The following is a 19,145-nucleotide window of genomic DNA, read 5'->3' on the forward strand; positions in this document are numbered from 1 at the left end:
GCCGGCGGCGGCGCGCTCACTCCTCGTCCTCGTCCTCGTCGTCCAGGCGGGCCAGCCAGGTGGCGAGGCGTTCCACCGGGACCTCGAAGTCCGGGTTCAGGTCGACGAAGGTGCGCAGCTGCTCGGCGAGCCACTCGAAGGTGACCTCCTCCTCGCCGCGCCGCTTCTCCAGCTCCTCGATGCCGCGATCGGTGAAGTACAAGTCGGGCTCCGTGCAGTGGTCGGGTGTTCGGGTGTCTCCCGTCAGGATAATCCGCCGCCCCGCCGGGCCCGGACCTGACCGCTTTCCGCCGTTCGCGAAGCCCCTCCCCAGGGCAGGGATGAAGGGTCCGCGGCGGGAGGCATGCATGGATCACCCCGAGCCGAGCGACGACGTACTGCGCGCACTCGGATCCACCGAGCCGTCCACCGACGGGACCGCGCTGGTGCGCGGCGTACGGCGGGCCCGGCGGCTGAGGCTGCTGCGCGAGCTCGGGGAACTCCCCGGAGCCCGCATAGGGGAGGCCGCCGAGCGCTGGGCCCTGCTGGCGGAGGCCGGGCGCCGCGACCCCGGCGCGGTGGCCGACGTGGTGCACTATCCGGCCACCGGGGTCTGGGCCGAGGAGACGCTGCGCCGGCTGCGCACGCGGCACGGGCCGCCCGCCGACCTCGGACACCTCGGGGCACTCGCCGCCGCCGCGGCGCTGCGCGCCGGAATCGGCTTCAAGATCACGCTGCGGCCCGCGCACGGACGCCTCGCCCTGCCCACCCTCGGACTGCTGCGCCCGGACCGGCCCGGCCCGCTCGCCCTCACCGAGGGCTCCTGGGACCCCGGCAACCCGGAGGCGCTGGCCCTGCACGCGCTGCCCGACGGGCGGACCGCCCTCGACGACCTGGACCCCTACCGCGCCCCCGGGACGGTGCCCGCCGCCCGGCGGCTCACCCCCAAGGGGCACAAGCGCTGGGACACCCAGTGGTCGGGGGCCATCAGCCTGCTGCGGCGCTACGACACCGCCCGCGCGGAGGAGGCGGGGACGCTGCTGCGCTGCCTGGTCCCGCTGTCCGGCATCTCCCGGTCCCACGGCGCGAGCCTGCCCGCCGCGGCGGGCTCCGTCCTGGCGCGGGCCCAGCCGCCGCCCGCGCTGGCCGCGACCCTCGTGTTCGAAGTCCAGCACGGGAAGCTGGCGGCCCTCGCGGAGGCGCTTCCGCTGCACACCGCCGACCGCACCGCACGGTACTGGGCCCCCTGGAGGGCCGATCCGCGGCCGCTGGAGGGGCTTCTGCGGGGCGCGTACGCACATCTCGGACTGGCGGGCTACTGGCAGCGCGCGGCGCTCTACGGGGCCAGGGGGGCGTGGGCGCAGCACGCGCGGGTGCGGGCGCAGGTGGCGGCGGTACTGCCTGTCCTGGAGGCCTGCCCGGAACTCACCGCCGGGGGGCGGGTGTTCGTCGGCTCCATGGCAGCGGCCGAGCGGGCCATGGACGGGGTGCCGGCGCCGGGTGCCCGGTACGCGGTGGCCCGCGGGGTGGTCGAGCGGGACCGGGCCGCATGGTGCGCGGCGCACCCGAACCTGGCCCCGTACGCACCCGGCTGACGGCGGGACAGCCGGAAGGCCCGGCTCCCCGAGGGGGGCCGGGCCTTCACTGTTCAGGCAAGCGCGGTGCCTAGGCCTCGAAGACCTCGTTCAGGAGGAGCTGCTGCTCCGCCTGGTGGCGCTTGGCCGAGCCGACCGCGGGGGACGAGCCGTGCGGGCGGGAGATGCGGCGCAGGCGCTCGCCGGCCGGGACGTCCGCGCCGACCGCCAGGTCGAGGTGGTCGATCAGGTTGAGCGCGATGAAGGGCCACGCGCCCTGGTTCGCCGGCTCCTCCTGGGCCCAGATGTACTTCGCCGCGTTCGGGAACTTGGCGATCTCCGCCTGGAGTTCGGCACCCGGGAGCGGGTAGAGGCGCTCGATGCGGATGATCGCCGTGTCGGTGATGCCCCGCTTCTCGCGCTCGGCCTCCAGGTCGTAGTAGACCTTGCCCGCGCAGAAGACGACCTTGCGGACCGCGTTGGGGTCGATCGTGGAGTCGCCGATGACCGGACGGAACGAACCGGTCGTGAACTCCTCCGCCTTCGACGCCGCAGCCTTCAGACGCAGCATCGACTTCGGGGTGAAGACGATGAGCGGCTTGTGGTGCGGGTTGTGGACCTGCCAGCGCAGCAGGTGGAAGTAGTTCGACGGGAGCGTGGGCATGGCCACCGTCATGTTGTCCTGCGCGCACATCTGCAGGAAGCGCTCCGGGCGGGCGGAGGAGTGGTCCGGGCCCTGGCCCTCGTAGCCGTGCGGCAGGAGGAGCGTGACGCCGGACGTCTGGCCCCACTTCTGCTCGGCGGAGGAGATGAACTCGTCGACGACGGTCTGCGCGCCGTTGACGAAGTCGCCGAACTGGGCCTCCCAGAGGACCAGCGCGTCAGGACGGGCCAGCGAGTAGCCGTACTCGAAGCCCATGGCCGCGTACTCGGAGAGCAACGAGTCGTAGACGTTGTAGCGGGCCTGGTCCTCGGACAGGTAGAGCAGCGGGGTGTAGTCCTCGCCCGTCTCCCGGTCGATGAGGACCGCGTGGCGCTGGCCGAAGGTGCCGCGGCGGGAGTCCTGGCCGGACAGCCGGACCGGGGTGCCCTCCATCAGCAGCGAGCCGAAGGCCAGGGTCTCGCCCATGCCCCAGTCGATGGTGCCGTCGTCGATCATCGCCGCGCGGCGCTGCAGCTGCGGCAGCAGGCGCGGGTGGACCGTGTGGCCGTCGGGGATGTTGACCTGGGCCTCGGCGATCCGCTTGACGACCTCCTGGGAGATCGCGGTGTTCACGGCGACCGGGAACTCCTGCGCGACCTGGGCGGGCGCCACCGTGGTGGCCGCGGGCTGCGTGGCGGCCTCGCGGACCTCCGCGAAGACCTTCTCCAGCTGGCCCTGGAAGTCCTGGAGCGCCTGCTCCGCCTCTTCCAGGGTGATGTCGCCGCGACCGATGAGGGACTCGGTGTACAGCTTGCGCACCGAGCGCTTCTTGTCGATCAGGTCGTACATCAGCGGCTGCGTGAACGCCGGGTTGTCCGACTCGTTGTGACCGCGGCGGCGGTAGCAGATGAGGTCGATGACCACGTCCTTGTTGAACGCCTGACGGAACTCGAAGGCGAGCCGCGCGATGCGGACCACGGCCTCCGGGTCGTCGCCGTTCACGTGGAAGATCGGCGCCTCGATCATGCGGGCCACGTCGGTCGCGTACATCGAGGAACGCGAGGACTCCGGGGCGGCGGTGAAGCCGACCTGGTTGTTGATGACCACGTGCACGGTGCCGCCGGTGCGGTAACCGCGCAGCTGCGACATGTTCAGCGTCTCGGCGACGACGCCCTGGCCCGCGAAGGCCGCGTCGCCGTGCAGGGCGACGGGCAGGACCGTGAAGTCCGTGCCGCCCTTGTTGATGATGTCCTGCTTGGCGCGGACCACGCCCTCCAGGACCGGGTCCACCGCCTCCAGGTGCGAGGGGTTGGCGACGAGCGAGACCTTGATCTGCTCCCCGTCCAGGCCCGTGAAGGTGCCGTTGGCACCCAGGTGGTACTTGACGTCGCCGGAGCCGTGCATGGACTTCGGGTCGAGGTTGCCCTCGAACTCGCGGAAGATCTGCGCGTACGACTTGCCGACGATGTTCGCGAGCACGTTCAGGCGGCCGCGGTGGGCCATGCCGATCGCGACCTCTTCGAGGCGGGCCTCGGCGGCCGAGTCGATGACGGCGTCGAGCAGCGGGATGACGGACTCGCCGCCCTCCAGGGAGAAGCGCTTCTGGCCGACGTACTTCGTCTGCAGGAAGGTCTCGAAGGCCTCCGCCGCGTTCAGCCGGCGCAGGATCCGCAGCTGCTCCTCGCGCTCCGGCTTGGAGTGCGGGCGCTCGATGCGGTCCTGGATCCAGCGGCGCTGCTTCGGGTCCTGGATGTGCATGAACTCGACGCCGGTGGTGCGGCAGTACGAGTCGCGCAGCACGCCGAGGATGTCGCGGAGCTTCATCATCGACTTGCCGGAGAAGCCGCCGACCGCGAACTCGCGCTCCAGGTCCCACAGGGTGAGGCCGTGCTCGGTGATGTCGAGGTCGGGGTGCTTGCGCTGCTTGTACTCCAGCGGGTCGGTGTCGGCCATGACGTGGCCGCGGACCCGGTAGGAGTGGATCAGCTCGAAGACGCGGGCGGCCTTCGTGACGTCGTCGTCGTGCGAGGCGTCGATGTCCCGGAGCCAGCGGACCGGCTCGTACGGGATGCGCAGCGCCTCGAAGACGTCGTCGTAGAAGCCGCTCTCGCCGAGCAGCATGTTCGCGACGATGCGCAGGAACTCGCCGGAGGCCGCACCCTGGATGACCCGGTGGTCGTAGGTCGAGGTCAGGGTCATGACCTTGGAGATGCCCAGCTTGTTCAGGGTGTCCTGCGAGGTGCCCTGGAACTCGGCGGGGTAGTCCATGGAGCCGACGCCCATGATGACCGACTGTCCGGGCATCAGGCGGGGCACGGAGTGGACGGTGCCCAGGCCGCCGGGGTTGGTGAGCGAGACGGTGACGCCGGTGAAGTCGTCCATCGTCAGCTTGCCGATGCGGGCCCGGCGGACGATGTCCTCGTAGGCCTGCCAGAACTCGAAGAAGTTGAGGGTCTCGGCCTTCTTGATGCCGGCGACGACGAGCTGGCGGTCGCCGTTGGGCTTCACCAGGTCGATCGCGAGGCCGAAGTTGACGTGCTCCGGCTTGACCAGGGTCGGCTTGCCGTCCTTCTCCGCGAAGGAGTAGTTCATCGACGGCATGGCCTTGATGGCCTGCACCATCGCGTAGCCGATGAGGTGGGTGAAGGAGATCTTCCCGCCCCGGGCGCGCTTCAGGTGGTTGTTGATGACGATGCGGTTGTCGAACAGCAGCTTCACCGGGACGGCGCGGACGGACGTGGCCGTCGGCACTTCCAGGGAGGCGTTCATGTTCTTGACCACGGCAGCCGCCGGGCCGCGGAGCGTCACCAGGTCGGGGCCGGCAGGGGCCTCGGTGGCGGGCGCGGCCTTCTGGGGGGCTACGGCGGGGGCGGCGGCCGGGGCCGGGGCCTGAGGGGCAGCGGCAGCCGGTGCGGCGGCGGCCGGGGCCTGGGAGGTGACAGTCACAGCAGGGGCACCAGAGGGGGTGGCAGGTACAGGGGCAGGTGCTGACACGGGCGTCGTCGGCGCGGCGACGGAGGCGGCGGGCGAGAGGCTCGCCGTCCCCGTGGCGGCGTCGGAAGCCTGCGGAGTCGCGGCGGTGACGGGGGCGGCGGCCTGTGCGGAGGCGCCGTCCGTCGTCGTCGCGACGGGGGGCTTATCCGCCTTCACCGGAGCGACAGCGCCCCCCGGCTTGTAGTCGGCGAAGAAGTCCCACCAGGCCCGGTCGACAGAGTTCGGGTCCTGGAGGTACTGCTGATAGATCTCGTCGACGAGCCACTCATTCGCGCCGAAGCCCGGGGCGGGGTTCTTCCCGCCTTCTCCTGCTTCGGTCGTGGTGCTCGAGTTACTGGGGGACTGTGGCGACACGGCGGCAACCGCCCTCTTCCGCTTCACAAGGTATGGACAGCGGGAATAAAGGCTACGCCTCCCGGGCCGTGAGATGCAGACCGGGCGGTGGATACGTCATGTAGGTCACATCGAACGGCGGGTTTCCCCACCAGGAATGGCGGGAAACAAGCGTGGTTCGGGCAGGAGGCACCGCGGTTGCGGCCCCCTGGCTTCGCACCCCTGACGGACCCCGGCTTGTGTGGCCGAGATCATGTCCTTCCCACTCGAACCCTACGTCAACTCGATGCCTGCGAGCTGCCCGGAAGCGTGACGAGGATCCGGCAGCCCCGTGACGATTCGGCCACTCCGATGTCGCCCCCGTGCAGGCCGACCGCCCAGCGGGCGATGGCCAGGCCCAGGCCCGTGCCGCCGTCGCCGCCCCTCGCGCTGCCCCGGTTGAACCGCTCGAAGACCCGGTGGCGCTCCGCCTCCGGAATGCCGGGCCCCTCGTCCCGGACTTCGAGCACCAGAGCCCCGGGCGCGTCGCCCGCCCGGGCGTGGACCGTGACCCGGCCGTGCGGCGGGCTGTGCTTGACCGCGTTGTCGATCAGGTTCGCCACCACCTGGTGCAGCCGCTCGGCGTCCGCGTACGCCGCCAGGTCCGGCGGGGACACGTCCAGGTGGAGGTGGACGTCGTTGCGGGTGTGCCCGCCCGAGCCGGAGGACAGCCCCGGCCGGCCCGCGGCCGCCAGACCCGACTCCTTCAGCACCCCCGACAGATAGGGCCACACCTCGAAGCGCCGGGCCCGCAGCGGCACCACCCCGTTGTCCACGCGGGAGAGGTCCAGCAGGGTCTCCACCAGCCGGCCGAGCCGTTCGGTCTGCTTCAGGGCCGTGCGCATGGTCTCCGGATCGGCGGCGGAGACACCGTCCACCACGTTCTCCAGGACCGCCCGCAGGGCCGCGATCGGGGTGCGCAGCTCGTGCGAGACGTTGGCGACGAGCTCCTTGCGGTGCCGGTCCACCGCCTCCAGGTCGTCCGCCATCAGATTGATGGTGGAGGCCAGGTCGCCCAGCTCGTCGCGGCGGCCCGCCCCGCGCACCCGGCGCGTGTAGTCCCCGTGGGATATCGCCCGGGCCACGGTGGTCATGTCGTCCAGCGGCGCCGTCAGGCTGTGCGCCACGAACTGGGTGATCAGCATCGAGGCGATCACCGAGAACACCGTGATGAAGCGCACCTCGGTGCTCGTGCGCACCGCCACCATCAGCAGGCCCGTGGTGATGAAGACCGACACCACCACGAGCGTGCCCAGCTTGGTCTTGATCGAGAACGGGGAGAAGGGCCGCAGCACCCCGGGCGGCCGCTGCCCCGGCGAGCGGTAGCCGCTCACGGCTGTGCCGGGGTCTCCAGGGCGTACCCGACGCCGTGGACCGTACGGATCCGCTCGGCGCCGATCTTCCGGCGCAGCGCCTTGATGTGGCTGTCGACCGTACGGGTCCCGGACGCGTCGGCCCAGTCCCACACCTCGGCGAGCAGCTGCTCCCGCGAGAGGACCGCGCGCGGGGTCCCGGCCAGGCACACCAGCAGGTCGAACTCCGTCGGCGTCAGGTGCACGTCCTCGGCGTGCACGCGGACCCGGCGCTGCGCGTGGTCGATCTCCAGATCGCCCAGGCGCAGCGTGGCTCCGCGCGGGGCGTGCGCGGCCACGTTCGCCCGCTCCACCCGCCGCAGCAGTACGTGGACCCGCGCGGCCAGCTCGCGCATGGAGAAGGGTTTCGTCATGTAGTCGTCGGCGCCGACCCCGAGGCCGACGAGCATGTCGGTCTCGTCGTCCCGGGCCGTGAGCATGAGCACCGGAACGGGCCGCTGGGCCTGGACCCGGCGGCAGACCTCCAGGCCGTCGAAGCCCGGCAGCATCACGTCCAGGACCAGCAGGTCGGGCAGCCAGCCCTCGGCGGCGGCCACGGCCGCCGGCCCGTCCGCGGCCGTCTGGACCTGGAAGCCCTCGGCACGGAGCCGGGCCGCGATGGCCTCCGCGATGGTGTGGTCGTCCTCGACGACGAGGACCCGGCGCTGCGCGCCGGGGGTGGCCGCGGCGCCGTTGTGGGTGGTGGTGTGCGTCTGTTCCATGTCCCGCCCCTGAAGATCCCGCGTGGTAGGGGTGCAGCGTAGAGGAGCGGCTGAGCTCCGGCTATGACGGGTTCGCTGCGCGGGTTCGTTCCCGGGCCCTCTGCCCCCGGACCTGCGGTTCAAACGCCCGGCGGGCCGGAAGATCCGGCCTCGCCGGCGTGCGGGGCGCGGGATCCGGGGCGGAGCCCCGGATCCCGGTGGGTCAGGACAGGGCCCCGGGAACGGTGGAAGGGCCGGCCGGGGACCGGCCCCGCGGGGCTACAGGGACAGACCGTGGCCGTGCGGGAACACCGGGTTCCCGGTGTCGTTCGGAACGTCGGGCCGGGAGGCCGCGACGGCCTCCATCGAGCGCGGGAGCTCGAAGGGCAGGCGGCCCTGCGCGGCGGCCCGGCCGAAGGCCACGTCCAGGAGGGCGGCGTCCGAAGCACCGTAGTCCGCGATCAGTGCGGCCGCCCGCTCCGCGATCTCGGGGATCACCGCGGCCCGCTCCAGGTTGATGCAGACCAGGGTGGGGACGGCGTCCAGGAGGGACAGGATCTCGGTGAGCTCCGGCTCGGGGAAGGCCAGCGAACCCGAGTGGAAGAAGGACTCGAAGATGTTCGTGCGGGGCTCGTGCGGGGTGCGCAGCCGCAGCACCGCCAGGTCCGCCTCGGCCGGGTCGGACACGAGTTCGCCGTACGCCGCCGCGACCTCCGCGTCCACGTCCTTGACGTACAGCTTCGGCCGGCCGGAGACCGGCAGGGTCGTCCCGGTGTTGGTGAGCACCGTCAGGGAGCGCCGCTGGGCCGCGGCGCCGGCCGCGGTGAAATCGGCGCGGCCGACGGTCTCGGCCGCCTCGTCCGGGTCCACGTACGGGTTCTCGAAGAGGCCGAGGACGAACTTCTCGCGCAGCAGCCGGCGCACGGACGCGTCGATGCGGGCCTCGGTGACCCGGCCCGAGCGGACCATCTCCACGATGACCGCGGGGCACTGCTCGCCGCCGAACTGGTCCGAGCCCGCCTCCAGCGCGCGGGCCGCCCGCTCGGAGACGCTGAGGTGCTCCAGACCCCAGGCGCGGGCCGGGTGCGGCTCGCCGAAGATCACCGACTCGGTGAGCAGGCCCCAGTCGGTGCAGACGATGCCCTGGAAGCCGAGTTCCTCGCGGAGGAGGCCGGTGACGACGCCCCTGTTGAAGCCGAAGCCGACCTCTTCCCAGTCGGTGCCCATCGGCTGGCCGTAGTACGGCATCATCTGCGAGCAGCCTGCGGCGATGGCCGCCTTGAACGGCTCCAGGTGGTGCTCGCGCATCCCGCCCGGGTAGATCTGCTCCTTGCCGTGCGCGAAGTGCGGGTCCTCGCCGTCCTTCTGCGGGCCGCCACCGGGGAAGTGCTTGACCATCGCGGACACCGAGCTCGCGCCGAGGGTCTCGCCCTGCAGGCCGCGTACGTAGGCCTGGACGAGCTCGCCCGTCAGCTTCGCGTCCGAGCCGAAGGTGCCCGACTGGCGGGCCCAGCGGGGCTCCGTGGCCAGGTCGATCTGCGGGTGCAGCGCGACGCGGAAGCCGACGGAGAGGTACTCGCGCCGCATGATGTCGGCGAACTCGAAGACCAGCTCCGGGTCCCCGATCGCGGCCAGCCCGATCGCCTCCGGCCAGGCGGAGAAGGCGCCGGCGTTGAAGGAGGCGCCGACGTTGTCGGTGAAGGAGTGCCGGGGGTCCGTCGACAGGGTCACCGGGATGCCGAGGCGGGTGCCGGCGGCCATCTCCTGGACGGCGTTCTGCCACATCGCCATCTCGCGGGCGCCGTAGCTGCCGAGGAGGTTGAAGTGGGTGAGGTGGCGGCCCTCGATCAGCTCGGGGGTGGTGAACGGGAGGATCGAGCCGTCGGTCTCGGTGACCGGGGTGCCGTCCGCGTTCATCATCAGCATCGAGTGGAAGAGCTGGCCGGCCTTCTCCTCCAGGGTCATGCGGGAGAGCAGGTCCTCGACGCGCCGGTCCACGGGGAGGGAGGCGTCGCGGTAGGGGAGGGGCGAGGCGGGGGCGGTCGGGGGCGTCGGGGTGGCGTTCATGGCGGGGCTCCTGAGGAGGTCGGTCGCGCGGGAGGTCGCGGGGTGCGGGGCCGGCGGGGCCGGACGGCTGGGCGGGGCCGGTGCCGGGGTCGGGGCGGGGCCGGGGGCGCGGGGGCCCGGGGTCGCCGGGGTCGCCGGGGCCGGTGCGTCGGCGGTGGCGGGTGCGGTCGGGCGGGCCGTCCCCCGAGGGCCGGGTCAGTCGGACGGGGGTGGCGCCGATGCCCGCCGTGATGCCGTCGGCGAGGAAGAGGGCGCGGCGACCGGGCCGGAGATCAGCCTGGTGGGGGCGCCGGCCGGTGCGTCGCGGGCCCGTCGGCCGGGGTGGCCGAAGCGTGGGCCGGGGTGGCCGGATCGGGGCGGTCGGTGGCGGCGCGTGCACGTCCGGGGTTCTGCGTGAGCGGCATGGGGGCTCCAACGTCTCCGCGTCGGGCCTCGTCGCCGACCGGGCGGTTTCACCGTAGGCGCGAAAACCATGCACCCACTAGGTTTTCGTGGAGTGACCTGGATCACCCCTTCGCGGTGGCCGGAAAGGGTCCGGATTAGGGTGGTCCGCATGGCACAGGACAAGGCCCCGAAGGCGGCGACCGCCCGGGGCGGCTACGCGGTGGGCGAGGCCCGGCGCCAGAAGATCCTCGACACCGCCGTCGAGCACTTCGCGCAGTGGGGTTTCAACGCCTCCTCGCTCGCCCGGATCGCCGGCGACTGCGGTATCACCCAGGGCGGCCTGCTCCACCACTTCCGCGGCAAGGAGGACCTGCTGCTGTCGGTGCTGGCGCAGAGCGAGCAGCACGACGCCGAACGGCTCTTCAGCGGGCCCGCGGAGGAGGTCCCCTCGGTCGCCGCGCACTTCGCCGCCGTGGTCGCCCTCGCCGAGGAGAACGCCCGCCGCCCCGGGCTCGTACGGATGTACAACACGCTGGTCGGCGAGTCCGGGAACCCGGGCCACCCCGCGCACGCCTACTTCAGGCAGCGCTACGACCGGGTCCTGGGCTACAGCGTCGACCTGCTCCGGGCGGGCGTCGCGCGCGGCGAGGTGCGGCCGGACACGGACTGCGAGGCCGTCGGCCGCGAGGTCATCGCGGTGATGGACGGGTTCCAGATCCAGTGGGTGCTGGACCCGGAGGGCGTGGACATGGCGGTCCTGCTCCGCGCCTACCTGGACCGGCGGCTCCGGGAGATCACGGTGGAGGGAACGGGCCTGTGACGGGCCGGCCGGCGGCGGCGCCCCGGCTGCCGTTCCCTCAGCGCGGCTCGAAGGGCGGCAGGGCGGCCAGGACCCCTTGCAGAGACCCGGGCAGCGTGGTCTGGGCGGCGGCGACCTCGTAGCCTCCGTGCCGGAAGGCGTACGTGAACGCGTCGGCGACCGGCTCCTTGGGCATCGAGATCCGGGGCAGGCGGGGGAAGTCCGCCTCCTGGAGCGCGGTGCGCAGTTTCGCGAGGGCGGCCGCCGAGAGCTTGTCCTGGTCGACCGTCTCGGCCTTCGCGTCGAGCCGGAGGAACGATCCGTCCCCCTTGATGACCAAGGTGCTGTTCTTTCCGCTGATGCCGCCGCTGCGGGTGACCGCGAGGAGCGTCTCGCCGGCGCCGGGCGGCGAGGCGCTGGGCGCGGGCGCGGAGGTGCTCGGCGCGGGCTGCGGGGAGGGAGCGGTCGTACCGGTGCCCGGGTCCGGGCTCTGGCCGGCGCTCTGACCGGGGGACGGCGTCCCCGGGGCGTCCGTCGCCGCCCCGGACGGGGTGCCGCCGGCGGTGCCCGTGCTCGCGCTCGGCCGTGGTGACGCCCCGTCGTCCGACCCGTCGGAGGAGCACCCGCCCAGGGCCGCCACCACGGCCAGCGCCCCGGCCGCCGTTGCCCAGCCCACTCGTCCACCACGTGCTCGCACGCCCCACCCCCGCAGGTATCCGGCTCGAACCCCGAGTATGGAGTCAGCACCACCCGCACGGAAAGCACTCGGAGGCCGACATCCGCCGCTTCGCCCCTTGGCGCTGGCTGCCGCCGCTCACCGCCGTCGCCCTCGGCCTCTGGGGCCTCCCGCGGGGCGGCTCCCTGTGGCGCGACGAGTCCGTCACGTGGCAGGTCGCCCACCGGCCGCTCGGCGAGCTCTGGGAACTGCTCGGTCAGGTCGACGCCGTCCACGGCCTCTACTACCTCCTGATGCACGCGGTCTTCGCGGTGACGGGCACCACCGCCTCCGACCCCGGCCTCTGGGCCCTGCGCCTCCCCTCGGTCGCCGCCACCGCCCTCGCCGCCTCCGGCGTGGCCGCGGTGGCCCACCGCCTGACGGGCCCCCCGCGCCCTGCGGGGCGGGTCGCGGTGCTGGCCGGGGTCGGGTACGCGCTGCTGCCGCCCGTGCAGATGTACGCCCAGGAAGGGCGCTCGTACGCGTTCGTCGCCGCGGCCGTCGTCTGGGCCACGTACCTGATGCTGCGCGAGCGCTGGGCCGCCTATGCGGTGGTGCTGGTGCTCGGGTGCTGGCTGCACGAGTTCGCCGTACTGGCGCTGCCCGCGCACGCGTTCGCCGCCCGGCGCTCGCGCGGCTGGCGGCTCGCCGCCGGGGCCGTGGTGGTCGCGCTGCTGCCGCTCGCGCTGGTCAGCGTGCGGCAGGCGCAGCAGCAGCTGGGCTGGCTCGGGCGGCCGAGCTGGCAGGACTGGGCGGCCTACGGGGTCCTCGCGGCCGCCTCCCTGCTCCTGGCCCGGGGAGCCGCGCGGGAACTCGTACGGGTCGCCCTGCCGCTGGCGCTGCTGCCGCCCGGAGTGCTGCTCGCGGTCTCGCTGGTGCACCCCTGGTACGTGGACCGGTACGTCCTCTACGCGCTCGCCGGCTTCGCCCTCCTCGCGGGGGCACGGCTCGCCACGGCGCGGGGGTGGTGGGTGTGGCCGCTGGTCGGGGCCCTGCTCGTCCCCGTCGGGCTCTGGTCCGCGTGGCTGCGTACTCCCGAGAGCCGCAAGGACGACGCGCGGGCCGTCGCGGCGGCCGTACGCGGACTCGCCCGCCCGGGCGACGCGGTGCTGTTCCTCCCCGCACGGCGGCGGGAATGGCTGCTGTCCTCGCCGGAGGCCTACGGCTCCCTGCGCGACCTCGCCCTGTCCCGCACCCCGGCGGCTTCGCGGAGCCTCCAGGGCGTGGAGCGGACTCCGGAGGAGATCCGGGCGGCCCTGCTGGACCCGGCGGTCGACCGGGTGGTGGCCCTGCTGGACCCGGTGGGGCAGCCGCTGGACGGCTACCCGGCCGAGGCGGTGAAACGCCAGACGCTCGTCTCCCACTTCGACCTGTGCTCCGTGACGGAGGTGCGCGGCGCCCGCGTGGCCCTCTTCGCCCGTCCGGGCACCTGCCCGTAACTCCCGGCCGCGCGCGGGCCGCCCGGAAGCGGGGGCGTGCGCAGGGGGCCGGAGGGGAGGAGGGAGGATGGGCCGCGGGGCGCCCACCTCGCGGGGGCCCGTCGGATTCTGCCGGAGGTGCCTCATGGACGCGGACGCAGCCCACCCCCTCTCCCTCGTGCCGCCCGGTCCGCTCGTCGGCGGGGACTGGCTCGCGGAGCGGCTCGGCGCGCCCGGACTCGTCGTCTTCGACGCCTCCGTCGGGGCCCACCGCGGCGCGGACCGGCGCATCCCCGGGGCCCGGCCCTTCGACCTCGACGGCGCATTGTCCGACCACACCGCCGCCGCCCCGCACACCATGCCCGGCCCCGCCGCCTTCGCCGAGGCGATGCGCACCCTGGGCGTAGACGACGACAGCACGGTCGTCGTGTACGACGGCGCCGGCGTCTACTCCAGCGCCCGCGCCTGGTGGATGCTGCGCAGCACGGGCTTCGACCGGGTCGCCGTCCTCGACGGCGGGCTGCCCGCGTGGATCGCCGCCGGGCGGCCGGTGGAGGAGCGCCGGCCGGGCTACGAGGGCCCGCGCGGCTCCTTCACCGCCCGGCCCCGTGCCGGACTGCTGGTGGACGCGGCCGCCGTCTCGGCGGCCCTGGCCGATCCGGCCGCCGCCGTGCTCGACGCCCGGACCCGCGAACGCTTCGCCGGGACCGCCCCCGAACCCCGCCCCGGCCTGCGCGGGGGCCACATGCCGGGCGCGGTCAGCCTCCCCTTCGGCGAACTGCAGCGCCCCGACGGCCTGATGCGCCCCGCCGCGGAGCTCCGCGCGGCCTTCGGGGCTGCGGCGGGCGAGCGGGAGCGGCTGTACTTCAGTTGCGGATCGGGGGTCACCGCCTGCGTGCTCGCCCTCGGCGCCGCCCTCGCCGGGTACGAGGACCTCGCGGTGTACGACGGCTCCTGGAGCGAGTGGGGCCTGCCGTCCCCGGACCGGCCCGTCGTGCAGGGGAGTTGAGGCAGCCGAGCCCCGGATCCGGGGGTTAACCCCACCCCGGATCCGGGCACGTGCACCATGCCCCCGCGTCCGCCGCGCGGGCACGATCGACACCATGACCACGAAGACGCGCCCGCGCGCCACCAAGGCCACCGTCACCCTCACCGCCACGGCAGTCGCCGCCGGACTGCTGCTCACCGGCTGCTCCTTCGGCTCGCTCGTCTCCCGAGGCGGACCGGAGAAGTCGGCGAACGCGGACGCCACGGTGGCCGAGGCCGTCACCGCGGTCGAGGTGGAGGACTCCGGGAGCGGATCCATCGAGGTGGTCGTCGGCTCCGGCCCCGGCGTCGTCGTCGGCCGCACCGTCCGCTACCACGGCGACACCGCGCCCGAGCCCGCCCAGCGGCTCTCCGGCGGAGTGCTGACCCTCACCAACGGGGACTGCTCCGGGCGCTGTTCCGTCGACTACCGGCTGGAGGTACCGGCCTCCGCCACGGTCCGGGCCAAGAGCAGCAGCGGCCGCGTCGCCGTGTCGGGGGTGGCCGCAGCCAAGGTCGTGACCTCCTCGGGCGGGGTGCGCGTGGAGCGGATCGGCGGCGCGCTGGAGGTCGGCACCGCCTCCGGCGCGGTCCGGGCGGACCGGATCGCCGGCCCGCTGAAGGTCCGTACGTCCTCGGGCTCGATCACCGCCGGGGAACTGTCCGGAACGGGCGCGGACGCCCGTTCCGACTCCGGCGACGTCCGCCTCGCCTTCACGACGGCCCCGGCTTCGATCGCCGTCCGGACCAGCTCGGGCGACGCCGGGGTGAAGGTCCCCGCGGCCCCGTACGCCCTCGACGTCGCCACCGACTCCGGCGCACGCAGGATCACCCTCCCCGCGGACCCCTCCGCCGCCGCCCGCGTCGCCGTACGGACCTCGTCGGGCGACATCACCGTCTCGGCGGCCTGAGCCGACCTCGCCCCCACCGGTGGTGAGCTGGGTATTCCCGGTGATGCCGCCGCCCGGACGGGGCTGCCCCCGACCCTGTTCGCCCCGGGCGAACGGGCGTTGGGGAACATCGGGACCCTCACGTGCATTGAGTCGGCATAGCTCAACTTCACTGCCGGAGGGAACATCATGGCTTCGACGTCCGTAACGCTCACCCTGCCCGTGCTGCCGCTCGACGACGAGGTCGTGCTGCCCGGGATGGTCGTTCCGCTGGACCTGTCCGACAACGAGGTGCGCGCCGCCGTCGAGGCCGCCCAGGCCGCCGCCGGGAGCGGGAAGCCGAAGGTGCTGCTCGTGCCCCGGGTCGACGGGAAGTACACCGGCACCGGAGTGCTCGGCACCGTGGAGCAGGTGGGACGGCTGTCCGACGGGGATCCCGGGGCGCTGATCCGCGGCCGCGGCCGGGTCCGCATCGGGGCCGGGACGACCGGGCCCGGGGCCGCGCTCTGGGTCGAGGGGGAGACCGTGGACGAGGCCGTCCCCGATCCGCTGCCCGGGGCCGTCGCCGAGCTCGTCAAGGAGTACAAGGCGCTCGCCACGAGCTGGCTCAAGAAGCGCGGGGCCTGGCAGGTCGTGGACCGGGTGCAGCAGATCGAGGGGGTCGGGGCCCTCGCGGACAACTCCGGCTACTCCCCGTTCCTGACCGTCGAGCAGAAGGTGGAGCTGCTGGAGACGGCCGACCCCGTCGCCCGGCTGCGGCTCGCCGTCAAGGCCCTCAGCGACCACCTCGCCGAGCAGGACGTCGCCGAGTCCATCGCCAAGGACGTCCAGGACGGCGTCGACAAGGTCCAGCGCGAGTTCCTGCTCAAGCGGCAGCTCGACGCCGTGCGCAAGGAACTGCGCGAGCTCAGCGGGGAGAAGGAGGGCGAGGAGTCCGACGACTACCGGGCCCGCGTCGAAGCCGCCGACCTGCCCGAGAAGGTACGGGAGGCCGCGCTCAAGGAAGTCGACAAGCTGGAGCGCTCCAGCGACCAGTCCCCGGAAGGGTCCTGGATCCGCACCTGGCTGGACACCGTGCTCGAACTCCCCTGGAACGAGCGGACCGAGGACGCGTACGACATCCGCGGAGCCCGCGCCGTCCTGGACGCGGAGCACGCCGGGCTGAGCGACGTGAAGGACCGGATCACCGAGTACCTGGCGGTGCGCAAGCGCCGCTCCGAGCGCGGGATGGGTGTCGTCGGCGGGCGCAGGGGCGGCGCCGTGCTGGCACTCGTAGGCCCTCCCGGCGTCGGCAAGACCTCCCTCGGCGAGTCCGTGGCCCACGCCATGGGCCGCACGTTCGTCCGCGTCGCCCTCGGCGGAGTCCGCGACGAGGCCGAGATCCGCGGGCACCGGCGTACGTACGTGGGCGCGCTGCCCGGCCGGATCGTACGGGCCATCAAGGAATCCGGTTCCATGAACCCGGTCGTCCTGCTCGACGAGATCGACAAGGTCGGCTCCGACTTCCGCGGAGACCCGGCGGCCGCGCTGCTCGAAGTCCTCGACCCCGCCCAGAACCACACCTTCCGGGACCACTACCTGGAGGTGGAACTGGACCTGAGCGACGTCGTGTTCCTGGCCACCGCCAACGTCCTGGAGGCCATTCCCGAGGCCCTCGCCGACCGCATGGAACTGGTCCGCCTCGACGGCTACACCGAGGACGAGAAGGTCGTCATCGCCCGCGACCACCTGCTGCCCCGGCAGCTGGAGCGGGCCGGCCTGGCCGCGGAGGAAGTGGTCCTGGAGGAGGACGCGCTGCGCAAGCTGGCGGGGGAGTACACCCGCGAGGCGGGCGTGCGCACCCTGGAGCGCTCCCTGGCCCGGCTGCTGCGCAAGGTGGCCTCCCAGCACGAACTGGGGGAGCGGGAACTGCCGCTGCGGATCGGCGCGGACGACCTGCGCGCACTCATCGGACGGCCGCACCACGTACCGGAGTCCGCGCAGGACCCGGCCGAGCGGCGCACCGCGGTACCGGGCGTGGCCACCGGCCTCGCCGTGACCGGGGCGGGCGGCGACGTCCTGTTCGTCGAGGCCTCGCTGGCCGATCCCGAGACGGGCGCGGCCGGGCTCACGCTGACGGGCCAGCTCGGAGACGTGATGAAGGAGTCGGCGCAGATCGCGCTCAGCTTCCTGCGCTCCCACGGCGCCGAGCTGGAACTCCCGGTCGCCGACCTGAAGGACCGGGGCGTGCACATCCACTTCCCGGCGGGCGCGGTGCCCAAGGACGGCCCGAGCGCGGGCATCACGATGACGACGGCGCTGGCCTCGCTGCTGTCGGGCCGCCAGGTCCGCACCGACGTGGCCATGACCGGCGAGGTCTCGCTGACCGGGCGGGTGCTGCCCATCGGCGGGGTCAAGCAGAAGCTGCTGGCCGCGCACCGGGCCGGGCTGACCACCGTCATCATCCCGAAGCGGAACGAGGCCGACCTGGACGACGTGCCCGCCGAGGTGCTGGCAGGGCTGTCGGTGCACCCGGTGACGGACGTGCGCCAGGTCCTGGAGCTGGCCCTGGCCGCGGACGAGGCCGCGGTGGCCGCGGTGGCGTGATCCGGGAGGCAGGCCGGGCCGGGGGCCCGGGGTTCCCCGCTCCGGCGGGGCCCCGGGCCCCCGGCACACCCGCTGCGAAATACTGGTGCCCCACACACCAGCGAAGGAGAGGGCCGTGCACGGGACCGAAGACCAGGAGTTCCTTGCCCTGGAGCGGGAGCTGTCCGTCTTCCTCCGACGGGCCCGCGCCTCCTCCGGGGAGATGGCGCGCGAGCTGCACCCCGAGCTGGAACCGGCCGCGTACGGGCTCCTCGTACGGCTGGAAGCCGCCGGGCGGCAGCGGGCGACCGAGCTCGCCGCCTACTTCGGGGTCGGCAAGGCCACCATGAGCCGGCAGCTGCGGGCCTTGGAGGTGCTGGGCCTGGTCGCCCGCGAGCCGGACCCGGCGGACGGGCGGGCCTTCCTGGTCGGGCTCACCGAGGAGGGCCGGGAGCGCTTCCTGCGGGTCCGGGGCGCCCGGCGCGAGCAGTACATGCGCAAGCTCGCGGACTGGGACCGGGGGGAAGTCGCGGAACTGGCCAGGCTCCTGAACCAGTTGAACGCGGGCGGGGAGTAACACCGGGCACCGGGCGCGGCCGCCCGGGGCACTGGGCGTCCCGGGCCACTGGGCCTCCCGGGCCGCCCGGCCCCCGGGTCTGCGGCCGTCCGTGCTTCCCGGCCCCCGCGCCCCTAAAGCTCCGCGTAAGCCGCCGACGCGTCGTCGTGGCGCTTGCCGCGGCGGTGCGCCCGGTCCGGGTCCGACTCCAGCGCGCGCACCCGGTCGATCAGCGACTGCGCGCCCTCCTTGCGGAGCACCGCCAGGCAATCGGCCCAGTCGCCCTCCCCGAACGTGTCCGTCCACCGGCTGGCCCCGTCCGTGAGCGCCGCCACCGCACATACCTCCGCGCGCGGCGTCCGCCCGGTCACCGCCCGGGCCGCCACCTCCGGGTCGGCGGCGGCGGTGAAGAAGCCGCCCTCCGCGTTGCGCAGCTCGTCGGCCGAGGCCTCCGTACGCAGCCGCTCGCGCGGGATCCGGTCCAGCCGGTCGTCGAGGACCGCGCGCACCTCTCCACCCGGCGCCTGGAGGAGGAGTACGGAATCCGAGAGCACCAGGTGTTCGACGCAGGACGCGTCCCAGCGGACCACGACCACCGTCGCCTGAGGCGTTCGGACGTGAGAAAGGTCACAGGTGTCGCGGTGGGCGTCCGCGGTGACGCGGATGGCCTCCGCCAGGACCTCGTCGAGGGGCATGTCCCGGCGCGATCCGGACAGTTCGGTCAATCGGCCGCCCAGCCTCGCCGCGAACCACGGCACGCCGTGCGCGCATCCGACCTCGCCCGGAGGCGGGGTGACCCCGTCGAGGGCCACCAGAACTCCGCCGCCCGAAGCGGGGATCGCGGCCGACAGCCAGTCCTCGTTGGGGCGTTCCGGGTTGCCGGGGACGGAGGAGAGATCGATGCGCATGGGGACATTCTGCCCGCGCGGGGCTCCGTACGGGCGGGAGGAGCCGGGGAAGGTCCGGACCAGAAGGACTCCCGGGGCCCACGGCGCGGCACGCTGCGATGTGGGCGGGCATCCTGCCAAAAGCCGCATCGATCTTTCAACCACCCGTCCACGGCGGGCCCCTGACAGCCGATCGCCGAGTTGGTCGCCAACTCCTCCGTGC

14 protein-coding genes are annotated in these 19,145 nt (G+C 73.6%); 7 read left to right on the forward strand and 7 right to left on the reverse strand.

Annotated features, from left to right (window positions below; genetic code table 11):
• Positions 1-16: 16 nt before the first annotated feature.
• Complete coding sequence (locus tag ACZ60J_RS32280) at positions 17-202, reverse strand: DUF6104 family protein (protein WP_030190019.1); 186 nt, start codon at positions 200-202, stop codon at positions 17-19.
• A gap of 145 nt (positions 203-347) precedes the next feature.
• Here ACZ60J_RS32280 and ACZ60J_RS32285 point away from each other — a divergent pair, with 145 nt between their 5' ends.
• Positions 348-1,574, forward strand: a complete 1,227-nt coding sequence (locus ACZ60J_RS32285) for an aKG-HExxH-type peptide beta-hydroxylase (protein WP_469687348.1) — start codon at positions 348-350, stop codon at positions 1,572-1,574.
• Between the two features lie 70 nt (positions 1,575-1,644).
• Here ACZ60J_RS32285 and ACZ60J_RS32290 read toward each other — a convergent pair whose 3' ends face one another.
• The 4 genes from ACZ60J_RS32290 to ACZ60J_RS32305 form a co-directional block, all read right to left on the reverse strand.
• Positions 1,645-5,544, reverse strand: a complete 3,900-nt coding sequence (locus ACZ60J_RS32290; protein WP_469687350.1) for a multifunctional oxoglutarate decarboxylase/oxoglutarate dehydrogenase thiamine pyrophosphate-binding subunit/dihydrolipoyllysine-residue succinyltransferase subunit — start codon at positions 5,542-5,544, stop codon at positions 1,645-1,647.
• Positions 5,545-5,801: 257 nt separating this feature from the next.
• Complete coding sequence (locus ACZ60J_RS32295; protein WP_469687659.1) at positions 5,802-6,857, reverse strand: HAMP domain-containing sensor histidine kinase; 1,056 nt, start codon at positions 6,855-6,857, stop codon at positions 5,802-5,804.
• A gap of 35 nt (positions 6,858-6,892) precedes the next feature.
• Complete coding sequence (locus ACZ60J_RS32300) at positions 6,893-7,636, reverse strand: response regulator transcription factor (protein WP_469687352.1); 744 nt, start codon at positions 7,634-7,636, stop codon at positions 6,893-6,895.
• A gap of 258 nt (positions 7,637-7,894) precedes the next feature.
• Positions 7,895-9,682, reverse strand: a complete 1,788-nt coding sequence (locus tag ACZ60J_RS32305) for a glycoside hydrolase family 3 protein (RefSeq protein ID WP_469687354.1) — start codon at positions 9,680-9,682, stop codon at positions 7,895-7,897.
• 553 nt (positions 9,683-10,235) lie between these two features.
• On the opposite strand from ACZ60J_RS32305, the gene ACZ60J_RS32310 reads away from it, so the two are divergent.
• Positions 10,236-10,886: a TetR/AcrR family transcriptional regulator gene (locus tag ACZ60J_RS32310; protein WP_469687355.1), complete on the forward strand. Its 651-nt coding sequence runs from the start codon at positions 10,236-10,238 to the stop codon at positions 10,884-10,886.
• Between the two features lie 37 nt (positions 10,887-10,923).
• On the opposite strand, the gene ACZ60J_RS32315 is transcribed toward ACZ60J_RS32310, so the two are convergent.
• On the reverse strand, positions 10,924-11,541 hold the full coding sequence (locus ACZ60J_RS32315) for a hypothetical protein (RefSeq protein ID WP_469687356.1): 618 nt from the start codon (positions 11,539-11,541) through the stop codon (positions 10,924-10,926).
• An 11-nt stretch (positions 11,542-11,552) separates the two neighbouring features.
• Here ACZ60J_RS32315 and ACZ60J_RS32320 point away from each other — a divergent pair, with 11 nt between their 5' ends.
• From ACZ60J_RS32320 to ACZ60J_RS32340, 5 genes are all read left to right on the forward strand, one after another.
• Entirely contained in the window at positions 11,553-13,019 is a 1,467-nt protein-coding gene (locus tag ACZ60J_RS32320) for a glycosyltransferase family 39 protein (RefSeq protein ID WP_469687357.1), read from the forward strand.
• A gap of 124 nt (positions 13,020-13,143) precedes the next feature.
• A complete protein-coding gene (locus ACZ60J_RS32325) occupies positions 13,144-14,007 on the forward strand; it encodes a sulfurtransferase (protein WP_469687359.1) in 864 nt (287 codons plus the stop codon).
• 94 nt (positions 14,008-14,101) lie between these two features.
• On the forward strand, positions 14,102-14,935 hold the full coding sequence (locus tag ACZ60J_RS32330) for a DUF4097 family beta strand repeat-containing protein (protein ID WP_469687361.1): 834 nt from the start codon (positions 14,102-14,104) through the stop codon (positions 14,933-14,935).
• A gap of 168 nt (positions 14,936-15,103) precedes the next feature.
• Positions 15,104-17,500, forward strand: coding sequence for an endopeptidase La (gene lon / locus ACZ60J_RS32335; RefSeq protein WP_469687362.1), 2,397 nt, complete (start codon positions 15,104-15,106; stop codon positions 17,498-17,500).
• A gap of 115 nt (positions 17,501-17,615) precedes the next feature.
• The gene (locus ACZ60J_RS32340) at positions 17,616-18,056 is read left to right on the forward strand and encodes a MarR family winged helix-turn-helix transcriptional regulator (RefSeq protein ID WP_469687364.1); all 441 of its coding nucleotides are present in this window, start codon (positions 17,616-17,618) and stop codon (positions 18,054-18,056) included.
• Between the two features lie 113 nt (positions 18,057-18,169).
• Here ACZ60J_RS32340 and ACZ60J_RS32345 read toward each other — a convergent pair whose 3' ends face one another.
• Entirely contained in the window at positions 18,170-18,943 is a 774-nt protein-coding gene (locus ACZ60J_RS32345) for a protein phosphatase 2C domain-containing protein (protein ID WP_469687365.1), read from the reverse strand.
• Positions 18,944-19,145: the final 202 nt, after the last annotated feature.

The sequence above is a fragment of the Streptomyces sp. NPDC104226 genome (assembly GCF_055584085.1).